This is a genomic window from Treponema maltophilum ATCC 51939, assembly GCF_000413055.1.
GTDB classification, from domain to species: Bacteria; Spirochaetota; Spirochaetia; order Treponematales; family Treponemataceae; genus Treponema_C; species Treponema_C maltophilum.
Map to the genome: position 1 here is coordinate 1021425 of NZ_KE332518.1, position 16449 is coordinate 1037873.

Genomic DNA, 16449 nt, shown 5'->3' on the forward strand with positions numbered 1-16449 from the left:
TGAGGAGAAAATTATGAAAAAAAACTATATCGATTTGCTGCGCGGCAAAAAAATGACGCTTATTATGAGCCTGCCCGTAAACGATCCGGCTCTTGCCCGTGTCGCGTGGGAAAACGGTGCGGATGTGGTTAAAGTGCATATAAATGTGGAACACAGGGCAAGCAAAACGCTTTTTAAAAGCTTTGCCGAAGAACAGGATAAACTGAACGAAATTCTTCAATCGGCACAAGGCCCCTGCGGCATCGTTTTGGGCGCCGATACCGCTTCCGCTCTGCGGGATTTTCCTCTTGCCGCCGAAGCCGGCTTCGATTTTTGGTCGCTGTACGCGCGGCACGTTCCGGCCGAACTTTTGCAAAATACGTCTGTAATAAAAATGATCGCTTTGGATTCGAATTATACGGCGGAAGAAGTACGGGCACTTGAAAAAATCGGCGCCGACGTATTGGAAGCCTCGGTTATAAAACCGGAAACCTACGGTCAGCCCTTAACGGCAAAAGAAATCTTAACTTATGCCGCTATTTGCAGCGGGACATCTTTGCCCGTCGTCGTTCCGACGCAGCGGTACATAAAACCGAACGAAGTCGGTGTGCTTTCGCGCTGTAAGGTTGCGGGAATTATGATCGGAGCCGTAGTAACCGGAAAAACCGCCGACACCATCGCAAAGGCTCTCGGCGCTTTCCGCAACGAAATCGATAAAATGCCGGAGACCGCATGAAAATCGCCCTGCTGCCGCTCGATTCGAGGCCGTGTAATTATGATTTTCCTCAAAAAATCGCTTTACTGCGCGGAGTGCGGATAAGTGTTCCGCCGAAAAATATAATGGATTTTTTCAAAACTCCGTCACGGCACAAGGCGGTACGTTTGTGGCTGCAAAAAGAAGCGGAACAATCCGATATATTGATTTTGTCGGTAGAGCAGCTTATATTCGGCGGCCTTATAGCGTCGCGCTCAAATGCAAAAACGCAAAGCGATATCGAAAACGATTTTGCGTTTATCGAGGCTTTAAAGAAAAAGAACCCGCGTCTGCGCATCTTTGCTTTTACGATACTAATGCGCACGACCGTCAGTACGCTCGATGCGGAAAGCAAGCGGTGGTGGGAAAAAATTGCGGAATATTCAAAGCTCGTCTACGAGTATAAAAGATCGGAACCTTCCGATGCGAAACTGAAAACGCAAATCGACCGTATCGTTACGGAAATTCCAGCGGAAGTGCTGGACGCTTTTTTGGCCGCCCGCAAAAAAAATCATCGCGTAAATATGCGGTGTATCGAGTTCGTTTCGCGCAATATATTCGAAAAACTTTTGATTTTGCAGGAAGACTGCTCGTCATCGGGTTTGCAAATCGACGAACAAAAACGAATGGAAGCCGAAATTCGTGAAAAAAAATTAAACGGAAAAGTGTTTTTGCATAACGGAACCGACGAAGCCGCAACCGAACTGGTAAGTACGGCCGTTTCGAATTTTGCTCCGGCAACGCTTGCGATAGAATGGCTGTCCGATAATATTTCCTTTACCGCAAAATACGAGGACAGACCGTTTATTGAAAACTTATACAGTCATGTACATGCCTGCGGCATTCATATACGCAAAAACGCAAAATGCCGTTTGTTTATTCTGCCGCCGAAAAACGTTCAGGGTGATTGGTGTTCGGATGTACAAAAAACGGACGCTTATTCGGCCGGGGAATACGGTCGTATGGCCGAAAAAATAGCCGCAGCGATAAAGGACGGAAAAAGCTGTTATCTTTTGGATCTTGCATATGCAAACGGCGGCGATGTGTCTTTTTTAAAAACAGCGGCGTTAAAAACGGAACTTTTATCGTTGTGCGGATACGCTGCATGGAATACCGCAAGCAATTCTTTGGGGACGATTCTTGCGCAGATTATCGCGTCGAAGGGGCGGAACTCTCCGGAAAACCGGCGGTTTACGGCGGAACGCTTGCTCGATGATTTATTGTATCAAGGTTTGATTCGTCAAGAACTCGGCGCGCTGCTTGCCGAAAAACGGGATGATCCGTGGTGCTTAGAAAATCCTGCGGATGCTCACGGTATGCTTGCCGTACTGTTCGGCAACCGGTGCCTTTTGCACGATGTATTCGGCAAAAGCGTTCCGGAATTTACCGCGGAGCTTCCGTGGCCGAGAATATTTGAAGCTTCATTTACGGTAAAACAATAGGGAGGTAAAGTATGAAAAAAGTATACGACGTTATCGTAGCGGGAGCGGGACCGAGCGGCATAACGGCATCTTTATCCGCCGCACGCAACGGTATGAACGTTTTACTCATAGATAAAAACGCATATCCGGGCGGTATGAATACGGCGGCAATGGTGTCGCCGCTTATGACCTTTCATGCCGGCGACAAACAAGTGGTTAAGGGCATCGCGCAGGAAATTATCGACCGGCTTACGGAAAAAAACGCGACGCTCGGCCATCTTCCCGATCCTATCGGCGTAGTTTCTACCATTACGCCCGTCGATACGGAAATGCTCCGCCTCGTTTATTTTGAAATGCTGGAAGAACGGCAAAATATAAGCCTTTTGCTGCATACCTTTATCGATTCTGTTGAAACCGAAAACGGAAGAATAAAAAGCATAAGCGCAGTCAATAAAAGCGGCCGCTCCGTATTTACGGGAAAGGTGTTTATCGACGCTACGGGCGATGCCGATTTGGCCGCAGCAAGCAAAGTCGAATGCAATTCGGGGCGGCCGCGCGACGGTTTGTCGCAGCCGATGACCCTCATGTTTACCCTCGGCGATGTGGATACGGATAGGGTTATCGATTATATAAACAAAAACCCCGAACAGTTTATATTAAACCAACAATGCGATTTAAAAAAATATCTTGCAGTTTCCGGTTTTTTCGATTCGGTCAGCAAAGCCCGCGACAACGGCGATTTAACCTTGCCGCGGGACCGCGTATTGTTTTTTCAGGGAATACGGAAAAACGAAGTGTTGGTGAATATGACGCGTATCATCGGGCTGTCCGGAGTAAATGCGGCGGATTTGTCCGCCGCCGAATGTGCCGCGCATAAACAGGTAACCGAACTTTTTTCTTTTTTCAAAAAATACATCCCCGGATTCGAACACTGCTTTTTGAACCGAATAGCTTCTGTAGCCGGGGTGCGCGAAAGTAGGCGAATTGAAGGAATAAAAACGCTTACCTCCGACGATGTCGTTCATAATGCGTGTCATTCCGACAGCGTCGCCGTATGCGCCTTCCCGATCGATATTCACGATCCTGCCGGCAAAGAATTGAATTGGGTGCGCAAAGAAAAAGATTGCTGCTACGATGTTCCGTATGGCGTTATGGTACCGGTAAAAATCAAAAATCTTTTGGCTACGGGTCGCTGCGTGTCCGCTTCACATGAAGCTTTGGCTTCGGTACGGATTTCGGCGACCGCGATGGCGCTCGGTCAAGCGGCGGGAACGGCTGCCGCCTTGTGCGTCGGAAAAGATATCGATTTTGCCGATATCGATATTCAAGAACTGCAAGGTAAACTGTTTGAACAGGGCGCCGTTCCGGGGAAAAAATGGCTGTAAGCGCGGATAAAATCGATATGAAAAAGTTTGATTTTCTTTTGCGTTTTTCTTCTCCCGTTTTTAAAAGGGTTCCGCAAACTCGGTTGAAAACCCTGTATGCGCAAGCGGACGCGTACGGCGCCGGCTTGGCTTTAAAATATTCCTTTGATCCGTATAAAACCGAAGAAAATGCGCGCGAATTCGGCGTGTTAATTATTCCCTATAGCGAAGAAGAAAGACGCAAGTACGGCGATAAAGCGTATTACGATCCGGGCGCAAAAGAAATTCATTGGAATTCTCAGTTTCCCGCGTATGTGCTTAAAGATGTGCAGGCGCGATGCCGTCTGAAAGATGAAAATACGGTTGCGGCTGCCGTTTTAACTCACGAATTCTTTCACCATATAGAGGAACATTCGGAGCTTCCCGCCGACGAATATTTGAGTAAGACGAACGGTGTGCATGTAAATCCCGTTTTTAGGGAAATTGCCGCCTTTTCGTTTACAAATGTAAAACTGTTTCCGTTTTGCAGTCAATATATAGACCTCTTTCAGCTTAAAATTGAAAATCCGAACCGGTACGAAGCATTGGCGGCGCTCTGCCGTGCTTGACTGCCTGTAATGTTTTGTGTTACTCTGTACCACAAGTATTTTTAAACTGTTAAGGAAGGACATTCGTATGTACATTGTGCCGGTATTGCAGGCTGCCGCTCAGCAGGGCGGTATTTTAGGCATGGTTTTACCCATCGCTTTGATTTTTGTTATTTTCTACGTTTTTATAATCAGGCCGCAAAATAAAAAGCAAAAAGAAACGCAAAAAATGATTGACGCTTTGAAAAAAGGCGACAAGGTCGTTACGATCGGCGGCATTCACGGCGTTATCAGTTCCGTAAAAGACCAAACGGTTATCGTAAAAGTGGACGACGATGCGAAAATCGAATTTACGCGTTCGGCCGTCGCATCCGTTATCGTCGATAAACCGGCGAAAGAAGAAGAAAAGCCCGCCGAAAAGTCTTCGTTTTTCAGCCGCTTTAAAAAGAGCGACGACGGCGAAACGAAAACCGATTCGGCAAAAAATTAATGAAAGTGCGGAGTTCAAGTAAATGATGAACAAAAGAAGCCGCTTTTTACTCATCCTTGCGGTTATTGCCCTGTGTTTTGTTTTTTTGTGGCCGTCTTTGGCATGGTACATGGGTACCCCGAAAGAGGTTCAGGCGCTGGCATTAAGTTCGCTGGAAAAAATAAAAGATTATTCGAGTGTTATGGCGGCGAAGGAAGTAAACACTCTGAAAGATATACAGCGTGCGGACCGCAGCGCCGTGCTGGGAAGCGAATATGCGTGGCTTAAAAAGCAGGCAAAAAAACTGTATAAAAAAAGCGGCACAAAGCCGTCTTCTCCGATGACCGTGCGCGACGCGCTTTTGATATTTGCCGATAAAGGCGATGATGCGGTAAAGGCCGAAAGCGAAGTGCGATCGGTTTTCGAAGCTCACTACCGCCGGCAGATATTGAAGGCAAAAAACCGCTACAACCGCGCGGTAAAGCTCGGCTTGGACTTGTCCGGCGGTATGAGCATTATCGTAAAGGCCGATTTGGACGCCGCAGTCGCCGCGCAAAAAGGTTCCGTTTCGGTAGATAACGAAGCCGAATTCAGAGAACAGGCGATGAATCAGGCGATTGAAACTCTGCGAGGCCGTATCGATAAGTTCGGCCTTTCCGAACCGGTTATCCGCAAGCAGGGTGAAGACCGCATTTATATTGAACTTCCCGGCGCGGCCGAAGCCGACCGTATCAATACGATTATCCTCGGAAAGGGTATTTTGAACATCCGGCTTGTCGATTCCGCGGCAACGGCCGCCTTTACCGAATATTACCGTACGCATATTGCCGATACCTTTACGGCTTCCGGCCGGCTTTTGGATCCTTCGGTTATTCCTTCCGATACCGAAGTGCTCGGCTTGTACGAAAAAGACAATTACGGTTTGGACGAGCGCAAAGGTTATTTGGTCGTAAAAAAAGAAGCGGTGCTCGACGGAAAGCATATTAAAGCCGCTACCGTCGGTTCCGGCCGGCTCGGAAAACCCGAAGTACATCTTACGCTCGATACCGAAGGCGCCGTTATTTTCGGCGATTTTACGGCCACGCATGTCGGCGAATCTTTAGCCATCGTATCCGACGACAAGGTAAAATCCTATGCGGTTATAAACGAAGCGATTCCGGGCGGCAACGTCGCCATTTCGGGATTCGGTTTGGAAGAAGCAAACAATTTGCAAAAGGTTTTGCAAACCGCATGGCTGAACGTGCCGCTGACGGTTGAAAGTCAGCAAGTCGTCGGCGCTTCTTTGGGAGAACAAACCATAAAGCAGGGCGTAAAAGCGGTCGCGCTCGGGTTGGCCTTGGTGCTCGTATTTATGCTTTTGTGGTATAAGGGTGCCGGCGTAAACGCCGTTGTCGCTCAAATATTAAACCTTTTTATGATGTTCAGTATTTTGTCCGCATTCGGACTTACGATAACGCTGCCCAGTATTGCCGGTATGATTTTGACAATCGGAATGGCCGTAGACGCGAACGTTATTATTTTCGAACGCATACGCGACGAACTGCGCTTGGGCAAAAGCCGCGAAGCTTCGGTGAACGCCGGCTTCGATCACGCGTTTTGGGCGGTTATGGACTCGAACATAACGACCTTTATTGCGGCGCTGTTTTTATCGCAGCTGGGTACGGGGCCCATCCAAGGTTTTGCCGTCAGTCTTGCCATCGGCGTATTCTCGTCGGTATTTACCGCGCTGTTTGTATCCCGTCTCATATTCGATTTCGGAACGCAAACCCTGCATCGGGAAAAAATCAGCATCGGTTGGGGGCTTAAAAAATGAGTAAAAAAGTCATACATTTCAGTAAGGGTTTTGTTCCCTGCGTCATTCTCAGCGTTTTGCTTATTTTATCGGGAATTTTTGCTTTAATCACAAAAGGCTTAAATCTCGGTATCGAATTTAAAGCCGGTTTAATTGAAGATATCCGCATTGCGCCGACCGCTTTGGAACTGACCTATTCCGGGCCCGCAAACGTTTCGGTACAGATTACCGGCATAGGTATGACCGTCGTAGTCAGCGGCGTGGGTGCCGAAAACGCTTCGTACGAAATACCCTATGTGCGCTACCGCACCGTCGCGGAAGTCGCTTCCGCGCTTAACGAGATAACCGGTGTCAACGCGGTTGTGCGTTCGGCTTCCGATCAAACGGCCGTCGATTTATTTTCGAACTCGGAATCTTCCAGTGTGTTGGGAACGTCTCCTTTCAGACTGCACTATATCGGAGCAACGACCCGCGATTACAGTGCCGAAGACGTGCGCAATGCGCTTTCTTCAATGAACGACGTTTCGGTAAAAATGGTTGGCGATTCGAAAAGCAATTCGTTTCAAATCCGCGCAGGCGACGACGGAAGCGATCCGGAGGCGAGCAAAAAAATTCAGCAAACCATAGCATCACGCTTGAGCAGCGCTTTCGGTGAAGATATGGTTGCGGTTATAAAAACCGATTTTATCGGCTCGCAGTTTTCTTCGTCGCTTATACTGCAGTCGATCGTTTTGGTTGCTGCAACCTTGTTGCTTATCTGGCTGTATTCGACAATCCGCTTCCGCTGGGACTTTGCGCTCGGCGCCGTTTTGGCAATCACTCACGATGCGCTTATTATGGTCGCCTTTATCGCGTGGACGGGGCTCGAAATGAACTCCACGATGATCGCCGCCATTTTGACGATTATCGGTTATTCGATAAACGATACGATCGTCGTATTGGACCGCGTGCGCGAAAATATGAAAACGGTTAAGGTAACGAAATTCACCGAGCTGTTGGATCTTTCGCAAACCGAGATTTTAGGACGCACGGTTATAACGACCGTTACGACGCTGTTGGCGGTTTTTGCCCTGTATATTTTTACGTCGGGCAGCATGAAAGAATTCGCGCTCGCGCTCATTGTCGGTATGATTTCCGGCGTATATTCGACGATTATGATCGCCAGCGCCTTTATCGCTCTGGTGCGCCGCAACTGGAAACCTTCCGACGAAGAAAAAAAGAAGCCCGCCGCTTTTTCTGCGGTTCGCGCATAAAAAATCCGCGCCGGTTTAACGGAAAGGACGGAGCATGCGGTGCCGATTTTCGGCGCTCGCAGGCGGCCGTCCTTTTTTTATTTCGTATGCGGCGCGTACAAAATACCACATAATTTTAAAATCAATCTGAAAATCAAAATCAGGCAAGTGTTGATTTTTTTCGGGCCCATGCGGTATAATAAAATACGCTATAGTTGTACAAAAAGGAGCAAAAATGTCCGGAACTGTAAAAAAAGCCGAATACCGCAGCGCCGCCCGTTCGCGCCGTCTTATACGTGATGCGTATGTAAATTTAATGCAGGAAAAACCGATCGATAAAATTTCCATTTCCGACATCGTGCGCGAAGCCGATTTGAACCGGGGTACCTTTTATGCCCATTATTCGAATCCGATGGATGTGCTTATGGAAATCGCAAACGAGATCCTCGGCGATGTCGAAGGCTTTTTTGCGGATTTCAGTTTTACTGATTTTTTGAAAGAGCCGATGCCGCTTTTGCTCCGCGTCGAAAAACTGCTTGCGGACAATCTTGATTTTTACCGCCGCATCAATTTAAACACCGCTTCCATAGGATTTACCGATCGAATAAAAAAAATCCTGATCGAATATATTTCGTCAAATCAAAGCGTTCCCGAAAATCTTCGCGAAAATCCGCATTTTACGGTTGCGCTGGAATTGTTTGCAGGCGGCCTTATTTCCGTCTATTTGGGTTTTGTGCTGGGCACCATACGGGCAAGCGCGCGTGAAATCACCGAAACGATAAGCATTCTCATAAGCCAATCCGCGTCGCTGCTTTTTACAAAATAAATTTAAGTGAAAAATTAAAGCCTCCGATAATTATACTGTGAGGCAGTATGATTAGAGGATGGTATACGGGCGCCAGCGGTATGACGGCGCAGCAAAACCGCTTAAATGTGATTTCCAACAATTTGGCGAACGTCGATACGACCGGTTTTAAAAAAGATACGGCGGTAAGCCGCAATTTTCCCGAATTGCTTATACGACGCATGAGCGACGACGGCGTGTATAAAACTCCCTTCGGTTCCGCCGATGCGGCGCCCATTATCGGCCGGCTCGGACTCGGTGTGGAAACGAACGAATCCTTTACCGATTTTTCGCAGGGTTCGTATAAAGAAACCGCAAGCAAAACCGACATGGCCCTTTCCGCTCCCGGCTTTTTTACCGTACAAACTCCCGCCGGTGAACGCTATACGCGTAACGGCAATTTTATGATCGGCAAAGAAGGCTTGCTCGAAACAAAGGACGGTTATCCGGTTTTGGGCGAAAAAGGCGTCATCTATGTTGCCGATACCGAATTCTTCGTCGACAAAGACGGTGTCATATACGATGCCGACGGCATGAACGAAATAGACCGCTTTAAAACCGTCCGCTTCGACAACGAACGCTATTTGAAAAAACAGGGCGCAAGTTTGTATGCGCAAACCGATATTTCCGGCCCCGCCCACATTGCCGAAGGTGAAGAGCGCCCCGCGTTTTTGCAGGGATTTATCGAAACTTCAAACGTCAATATCGTAAACGAAATGGTACAAATGATAGAAGTGAACCGCGCGTACGAAGCGAACCAAAAAACGGTGCAGGCGGGCGACACGATGATGAGCGTGCTGTGGGGCAAAACGGCTTCTTTGCGCGGATAATTTGCGCGGATAAAATGAATTGAATTAAGGAATTGAATTATGGTACGGAGTTTATGGACAGCCGCAACCGGCATGAACGGACAGCAGTTGCAAATCGATACGATTTCGAATAACCTTGCGAACGTCAATACGACCGGTTTCAAAAAAAAACGTGCCGAATTTGAAGATTTGGTGTACCAAAATTTAAAGCTTGCCGGAACGCCCGCAACGGAAGACACGGTAACGCCGGTCGGCGTTCAAATGGGCAACGGCGTGCGCTTGGGCGCAACCCAGCGGATGTTCCAGCAAGGTTCGTTGCAAAACACCGAAAACAGTACCGACGTTGCGATTACCGGCGAAGGATTTTTCCGCGTTCAGCAATACGACGGAACCTACGCGTATACGCGCGACGGTTCTTTTAAAGTCGATTCTTCGGGACAACTTGTAACGAACGACGGACTTCGCGTTATGCCCGAAATCATCATGCCGGAAAACTTCATCATCGACACGCTCACCGTTACCAAAACCGGGCGCGTAAGCGTTAAAGTTTCGGGCAATGACGATCCGATCGATATAGGACAAATTGAACTGTACCGCTTTCCGAATCAGGTGGGACTGCAAGCCGAAGGCGACAACTTGTTCATCGTTACAAACGCCTCGGGCGAGGCGATTCCCGGCCGCCCCGGATTCGACGGCTTCGGCGCGGTCAGACACAAGTTTTTGGAAATGTCGAACGTGTCGGTTGTAAACGAATTGGTACAAATGATTGTCGCGCAGCGCGCGTACGAGTTCAATTCAAAGGCCATTCAAACAAGCGATTCGATGCTTGCGACGGCGGTCGGCTTAAAGCGCTAACAAGGACTGAAGCGGTAAGCGCTGCGGACTAATAAGGAACGGACAATGACGGGAATTGAAAAAACGGGATTTGCAAACGGCTTGGGCGCCTACGCGGCAAAAAATCTTTTGCCGGCGGGCAAACTGAACGGCGATTATACTTCAGGCTTTGAAAAAACGTTCCGCGCTTTAAGCGATAAAACCGCATTGCCGTCCGGAGCCGCAGCAAACGATGTACCCGTATCGGGCGCAAAAACCGAAAAAAAAATCGATAAAACAAGCGTTTTGTACGAAAAATCGCTTGAACTTGAATCGTATATAATAAAAATCATGCTTTCTTCGATGCGGGGAACCTTAACCGGCGCTTCCGTATACGGCGAAGAGCCGAGCTACGCGCAAAAAATGTACGAAGACATGCTCTACGACGAACTCGCCGTTACGATGACCAAGCATGCAGGCTTCGGCTTGGCAGACCAAATCTACTTGCAGCTCGCGTAAAATCATACAACTATACGATGTTTTTTCTCCGTGTCGCTGAAATCGACGGTGTGCAAATATGCATAATTATGCTGCTTTTTTGCTGAAGATACAATATATGCATGAATATCGGCAAAACCCTGCGCTCCGTCCGTATAAAAAACGGTATATCAAAAAACGAATTATGTGCGAAAACGGGACTGAATAAGGGTTATGTGTACCGCCTCGAAAACGATCTTATCAGTCCGACCGTTGTGACGCTCGAAAAAATTGCCGGCGCCCTCGGCGAAACGCTTTCAAACATTGTACAGATTGCGGAAAATGAAAACACCGCATTGTATCCCGATATCGAAGCTTCCCCCGCACCTTGGGGCAAAACCGCCGAAGATCATCGGGACGATACGGATAAAAACATAACCTCTTAAACCGAAACTGTGCTGATTGACGCAAGAGATTCGGCTCAAAAACTCTTCATTTCTTTTAAGCGAACAAGGCTTCGACATAAACGATAGTTGGTAAAAAGCTAACTGCTTCAGATAAGTGCGCGTAAAAAGCGACCGTGAATGGCTTATGAGTGAAACGAATTGCCTGAGCGGTTGCTTTTTACGCCATTCTCAAAAGCAGATTTTTTTCAGTTCTCTATCCATGCCGATTCGCTTTCCGCTTAGAGAAAATCATGTTGCACAGCAGGGCAAAAATCGATACAATAATACGATAAACGCGAAAAAGAATCGGTGAGGAGTGAGCGATGAAAGGTATCGAGCTTGAAAAAGCCTATAATCCCAAAGATTTTGAAGAACGATTATACAATCGGTGGGAAACCGAAGGCTGTTTTAAGCCCGAACTGAAGGCCGGAAGCGGCGTGAACAATGGCGCGCAAAAGCCTTTTACCGTCGTTATTCCGCCGCCGAACGTAACCGGCATTTTGCACATGGGGCATGCGCTCAACAATATTTTGCAGGATATTATTGTCCGCTATCAGCGCATGAACGGCCGGCCGACGCTGTGGGTTCCGGGAACCGACCATGCGGGAATTGCGACGCAAAACGTGGTGGAACGCCGGCTCAAAAAGGAAGGTTCCGACCGCCACAAATTGGGGCGCGAAAAATTTCTTGAACGTACGTGGCAGGTAAAAAACGAACACCATGCAATTATTACGCATCAGTTGAAAAAACTCGGCGCTTCGGTCGATTGGAGCCGCGAGCGCTTTACGATGGACGAAGGCCTTTCCAAAGCGGTGCGCCATGTGTTCGTGAGTCTTTACGAGCGCGGCTTGATTTACCGCGGCAATTATTTGGTAAACTGGTGCCCCACGTGTACGACCGCCCTTGCCGACGACGAAGTCGAACACGAAGATACTGCCGGCGCCATGTATCATATTTATTATGAGGTCGACAATCCGAAAAGCGGGATGCCCGCGCGTATCGAAATCGCGACAACCCGTCCCGAAACTCTTTTGGGCGATACGGCGATTGCCGTTCATCCCGACGACGAACGCTATAAGAACATGGTCGGCGCAAAGGTAAAACTGCCGCTTACCGACCGCCTTATTCCCGTTGTTGCCGATGCTTATGTAGACAAGGAATTCGGTACGGGCGTCGTTAAAATTACGCCGGCACACGATCCGAACGACTGGGAGTTGGGCAAACGGCACAATCTTGAAGTTATAAACATATTGAATGCGGACGGAACCTTAAACGACAACTGTCCGGTAAAATACCGCGGCATGAACGTAAAAAATGCCAGAGCCGCCGTCATAGCCGATTTAAAAGAGGCGGGGCTTTTCAAAGACGAAGAAAAAATAAGCCATTCGGTCGGTCACTGTTACCGCTGCCATACCGTCGTCGAACCCTACGTGAGCGATCAGTGGTTTGTAAAAATGAAGCCCTTGGCCGAAAAAGCTTTAAAAGCGTGGAAAGACGGCGACATCGTGTTTTATCCGAAAAAGTGGGAAAACACCTACACCCATTGGATGGAAAATATCCGCGATTGGTGTATAAGCCGCCAATTGTGGTGGGGGCACCGCATTCCCGTGTGGTACTGTGACTGCTGCGGCGAAATGATTGTGTCGGAAACGGATCCCGAATCCTGCCCGAAGTGCGGTGCAAAAGCCGTTGAAGGAAAACTGCGTCAAGACCCCGATGTGCTTGACACGTGGTTTTCGAGCTGGCTGTGGCCGTTTTCCACTTTGGGATGGCCGGAAAAAGAAGAGCAGGGCTTTACCGACGATTTTAAAACCTTTTATCCGACCAGCGCCCTCGTTACCGCCTACGATATTATTTTCTTTTGGGTCAGCCGCATGGTTATGGCCGGCCTCGAGTTTACGGGAAAGGCGCCTTTTAAAGACATTTACATTCACGGTTTGGTACGCGACAAGCAGGGGCGCAAGATGAGTAAGTCGCTCGGCAACGGAATCGACCCGATCGAAATCATAGATGAATACGGCTCCGACGCCCTTAAATTCACCCTCGCATTTATGTGTGCTCAGGGACAGGACGTTTTGGTCGATAAAGAATCGTTCAAAATGGGCAGCCGCTTTGCGAACAAAATATGGAACGCAAGCCGCTATATTTTGGGCAATTTGGAAGGCCGCACCCTTGTGCCGGTAAACGACGATGATTTAACCGAATTGGATAGGTGGATTTACGGGCGCTTGAATGCGGCGATTGCCTCTTCGCGTTCCGCGCTTGAAAATTACCGTTACAACGAAGGTTCTCAAGCCGTATATGAATATTTTTGGAACGACTTTTGCGATTGGTATGTTGAAGGTACCAAGCTGTCCTTCCGCAATACCGATGACGCGGAAAAAGATCGCGCCGTATCCGTTTTGCTGAACGTGCTCGAAGAAAGTCTTCGCTTGCTGCATCCGTATTTGCCCTTTGTAACCGAAGAAATCTATTCGAAACTTCCGCTTGCGCCCATCGTACAAGCGCGAAAAGCGCTCGATGCGGCAAAGGCGAAAATCATTCCGTCCGCCGTACACTACGACGGACTGCTTATTAAAGCGCCGTATCCGGTGCATGTTCCTTCGCGCGAAAACGAACGCACGGCCGAGCGTTTCGGCGTGCTGCAAAACCTTATCCGTTCGGTGCGCTCTCTCAGAATCGAGTGCGGCATTGCGCCCGATGTAAAGCTCGATCTAGCCCTGCTTATACTGCCGGATTCTCCCGCACAAGTGTGCCTTGAAAAAACCGATTTAATCAAGCTTTTAGCCGGCATAAAAAACATCGAGTTTGTGAGCGAAAAGCCTTCGGGTGCGGTCGGTACGGTAGGCGAGGGCTATGAAGCTTTTATTTTGGTACAGGGCGCGGTCGATAAGGCGCAGCTGAAAGCTCGGTTCGAAAAGGAACTTGCTTCGGAACGCGAAGCGATCGCGCGACTCGACGCGAAACTTACCGGGAAATTTGCCGCTCATGCGCCCGCCGAAGTCGTCGAAGCGGAAAAAGAAAAGCGCCGGCTTGCCGTTCGCAGAACGGAAAAACTGACCGAATACATACAAAGTTTGTAAGGACGGCACTCATGCAAACCGAAAAACCGGACAGAATGAATACGCAGGCGATGCTCCAGCTGAAAAGCATTTATCTTGCCCCGTATTTGCAGCTTGCAACCGCCCTTATCGGAAAATCACGCTATGCCGGCGGCAACATGTTCCGCCATCAAATCGATACGATGGGTATTTTAATCGACTACGGCTACATAGACAGCGTGCTGCTCAAAGCGTCGGTTATTCACGATTTGGTCGAAGACGTGCCCGGTTTTGATCCGAAGCTTATTTTGGAAATCGATTCCGAATCGCGTCAAGTGTACGATCTTGTTATGGAAGTAACCAAAAAGGAAGGTCAGCAAAAAGCCGATTATTTGCGCGGCATTATCGAACACGGAAGCGAAAAGGCAAAAATCCTTAAATGCGCCGACCGCATAAGCAATATGATAAGCTTGGGCTTTGTAAGCAACCCCGCGTTCATCGAGCGTTATTGCGACGAAACCGAATACTTTATTTTTCCCATTGCGCTCGAAGTCGACTACAATATGTATCAGGAATTGATTTCCCTCGTCATCACGCGCCGCCGCTATCTTGAAGACTGCGGCTATTTAGACAAAAAGCGCGAGGAAAATCGGTAGTTCGGAAAAAACAACCGAACGCGCACGGCCGGTTACGGCATAAAGCCTATCCGCATACATCAATCCTTATTCATCTTCCGTTTTGCAATGCTTTTTGCGATTTCCAGCAGCTTTTCTTTTGTGTTGCATGCGGGATCGTCCAAAACGGTTTGCAGCAGTTCCTGCAGTAAAAGTCCGAGCGTTTTGCCGGCGGGAATGCCCGCAGTTATAAGATCCGTGCCGCTTACTGCCAAGTCTTTAAGACCGACCGCATTTTTATTGTTCAATTCTTTTTGTATGCGGTCGCGGAATTCGATTAAATTGGCGCTCCACGGACCCGAATGCAAAAGCGCGCTTGAGTTTGTCATGCCGCTTACATCGGCAATGCGCAAATCGAACAGATCGGCAATGGTTTGCTCGAGCGTTCCCAATCCTGCAGGCGGCGAAACGCGCGCCATAAAGCGGCGCACGGCGGCATCGGTCCACGAGCTTTCGTAGTGGAACATGTGCTGTTCAACCAAATGGCTTACGTAGCGCACGGTCTTTGCGGGAAAGCGCAAGCGTTCCAAAATCGCCGTGCACATGCGCGCGCTTTCTTTTTCGTGAGAATAAAAGGTAATGCGCTCAGCGTTCCCGTGTATTTCTGCGGCGCGCACCCGCGGTTTTCCGATATCGTGAAAAAGAGCTGCAAGGCGGATGATCAGCAGGCGGCTTTCGGACGGATTTTCGGTACACGAGTGACCGCCGCAATCCTTGCTGCTGCAATCTTCAGCAGTGTGTTCGGCGCCGGCTGAACGGTCGCTTTCGATGCCGCTTCGGTATTGCGCGTGATCGCACGCATAAAACAAGTGGTCGAGCACGTCGAAGCGGTGAAAGCCCCTGCCGTCATCTTGCGTAACATTTCGGCACGCGCACAGTTCCGGTATAAAAAGATTCAGTACTCCCGTTTGTTCGAGCAGTTTAAGCCCGTACGAAGGCTTTTCGCCGGTAATGATTTTTATAAACTCGTCGCGGAAGCGTTCTATGCTGACGCAGCGTATTTTATCCAGCGAAGAGGGAATCGCCGCCAAAGTTTCGCTTTCTATCGTAAAGTGCAGGGTTGAAGCAAAGCGGATTGCTCGTACCGGGCGCAGCCCGTCTTCTGCAAAACGGTCTTGGGCTTTACCCACCGTGCGGATAATTTTTGAACGTATGTCTTTTTTGCCGCCGAACGGGTCGCAGAGTTTGCCGGTCGAAAGCTTTACGGCGACGGCGTTCATCGTAAAGTCGCGGCGCGAAAGGTCCTGTTCGATCGAAGTTTCGTAACTTACTTCGTCCGGTCTTCTTCCGTCGCTGTAGCCGTGTTCGCTTCTGAAAGTGGTAACTTCAATATGGTGCCCCATAAAAATGACGGTGAGCGTTCCGTGTTCTATGCCGGTGGGAATGACGCGGCGGAAAAGAGCTTGCACTTGTTCCGGCCGCGCATTTGTCGCGATGTCCCAATCGGAGGCGTTTTTACCCCTGAGCATATCGCGTACGGCACCGCCGACAAGATAGGCTTCAAAACCGGCTCGTTCAAAAAAAGCGTTCATTTTTTTTAACACGGGCGGTACGGATACGGTTTTTATCATAGAATATCAGTATACCGTATTGCGCTTTTTTGTAAAGTTTTTATAAAAGAAAAAATAAAAAAGCGCGAATTTATCGGTTCGGAATGCTCGAAAACGCCTGATGCGCTGTCTTAAATCACAAACAAAACCGTCCGTAAACTTGTTTTGTATCCGTACTCAGTGTATACTGTTTTATT

The 16449-nt window shown here is 48.7% G+C and carries 15 protein-coding genes; 14 read left to right on the forward strand and 1 reads right to left on the reverse strand.

The genetic code is table 11. The annotated features are described in order from the left end of the window. The first annotated feature begins 13 nt into the window (after nt 1–13). The 14 genes from HMPREF9194_RS04555 (at nt 14) to HMPREF9194_RS04620 (ending at nt 14684) form a co-directional block, all read left to right on the forward strand. On the forward strand, nt 14–715 hold the full coding sequence (locus HMPREF9194_RS04555; RefSeq protein WP_016525204.1) for a hypothetical protein: 702 nt from the start codon (nt 14–16) through the stop codon (nt 713–715). Next, the gene (locus tag HMPREF9194_RS04560; RefSeq protein WP_016525205.1) at nt 712–2175 is read left to right on the forward strand and encodes a DUF4127 family protein; all 1464 of its coding nucleotides are present in this window, start codon (nt 712–714) and stop codon (nt 2173–2175) included. Before HMPREF9194_RS04555 ends, HMPREF9194_RS04560 begins: the two co-directional genes overlap by 4 nt. Before the next feature lie 11 nt (nt 2176–2186). Further along, nucleotides 2187–3539, forward strand: coding sequence for an FAD-dependent oxidoreductase (locus HMPREF9194_RS04565; protein WP_016525206.1), 1353 nt, complete (start codon nt 2187–2189; stop codon nt 3537–3539). Then, nucleotides 3530–4126, forward strand: coding sequence for a hypothetical protein (locus HMPREF9194_RS04570; protein ID WP_040846186.1), 597 nt, complete (start codon nt 3530–3532; stop codon nt 4124–4126). Before HMPREF9194_RS04565 ends, HMPREF9194_RS04570 begins: the two co-directional genes overlap by 10 nt. Nucleotides 4127–4193: 67 nt before the next feature. Then, entirely contained in the window at nt 4194–4595 is a 402-nt protein-coding gene (yajC, locus tag HMPREF9194_RS04575) for a preprotein translocase subunit YajC (RefSeq protein ID WP_016525208.1), read from the forward strand. A gap of 25 nt (nt 4596–4620) precedes the next feature. After that, nucleotides 4621–6387, forward strand: coding sequence for a protein translocase subunit SecD (gene secD, locus HMPREF9194_RS04580; RefSeq protein WP_040846618.1), 1767 nt, complete (start codon nt 4621–4623; stop codon nt 6385–6387). Then, the gene (gene secF, locus HMPREF9194_RS04585) at nt 6384–7619 is read left to right on the forward strand and encodes a protein translocase subunit SecF (protein WP_016525210.1); all 1236 of its coding nucleotides are present in this window, start codon (nt 6384–6386) and stop codon (nt 7617–7619) included. The genes secD and secF overlap by 4 nt, the downstream gene beginning before the upstream one ends. Nucleotides 7620–7833: 214 nt before the next feature. Next, a complete protein-coding gene (locus HMPREF9194_RS04590) occupies nt 7834–8424 on the forward strand; it encodes a TetR/AcrR family transcriptional regulator (RefSeq protein WP_016525211.1) in 591 nt (196 codons plus the stop codon). Nucleotides 8425–8471: 47 nt separating this feature from the next. Further along, nucleotides 8472–9272, forward strand: coding sequence for a flagellar basal-body rod protein FlgF (gene flgF / locus HMPREF9194_RS04595; protein WP_016525212.1), 801 nt, complete (start codon nt 8472–8474; stop codon nt 9270–9272). Nucleotides 9273–9311: 39 nt separating this feature from the next. Further along, entirely contained in the window at nt 9312–10106 is a 795-nt protein-coding gene (gene flgG / locus HMPREF9194_RS04600) for a flagellar basal-body rod protein FlgG (RefSeq protein ID WP_016525213.1), read from the forward strand. Between the two features lie 45 nt (nt 10107–10151). After that, a complete protein-coding gene (locus tag HMPREF9194_RS12605) occupies nt 10152–10583 on the forward strand; it encodes a rod-binding protein (protein WP_016525214.1) in 432 nt (143 codons plus the stop codon). Between the two features lie 101 nt (nt 10584–10684). After that, entirely contained in the window at nt 10685–10987 is a 303-nt protein-coding gene (locus tag HMPREF9194_RS11820; protein ID WP_016525215.1) for a helix-turn-helix domain-containing protein, read from the forward strand. Nucleotides 10988–11310: 323 nt separating this feature from the next. Next, complete coding sequence (locus HMPREF9194_RS04615; protein WP_016525216.1) at nt 11311–14070, forward strand: valine--tRNA ligase; 2760 nt, start codon at nt 11311–11313, stop codon at nt 14068–14070. A gap of 11 nt (nt 14071–14081) precedes the next feature. Continuing rightward, entirely contained in the window at nt 14082–14684 is a 603-nt protein-coding gene (locus HMPREF9194_RS04620; protein WP_016525217.1) for a hypothetical protein, read from the forward strand. 59 nt (nt 14685–14743) lie between these two features. On the opposite strand, the gene HMPREF9194_RS04625 is transcribed toward HMPREF9194_RS04620, so the two are convergent. Then, nucleotides 14744–16273: a CCA tRNA nucleotidyltransferase gene (locus HMPREF9194_RS04625; RefSeq protein WP_016525218.1), complete on the reverse strand. Its 1530-nt coding sequence runs from the start codon at nt 16271–16273 to the stop codon at nt 14744–14746. Nucleotides 16274–16449: the final 176 nt, after the last annotated feature.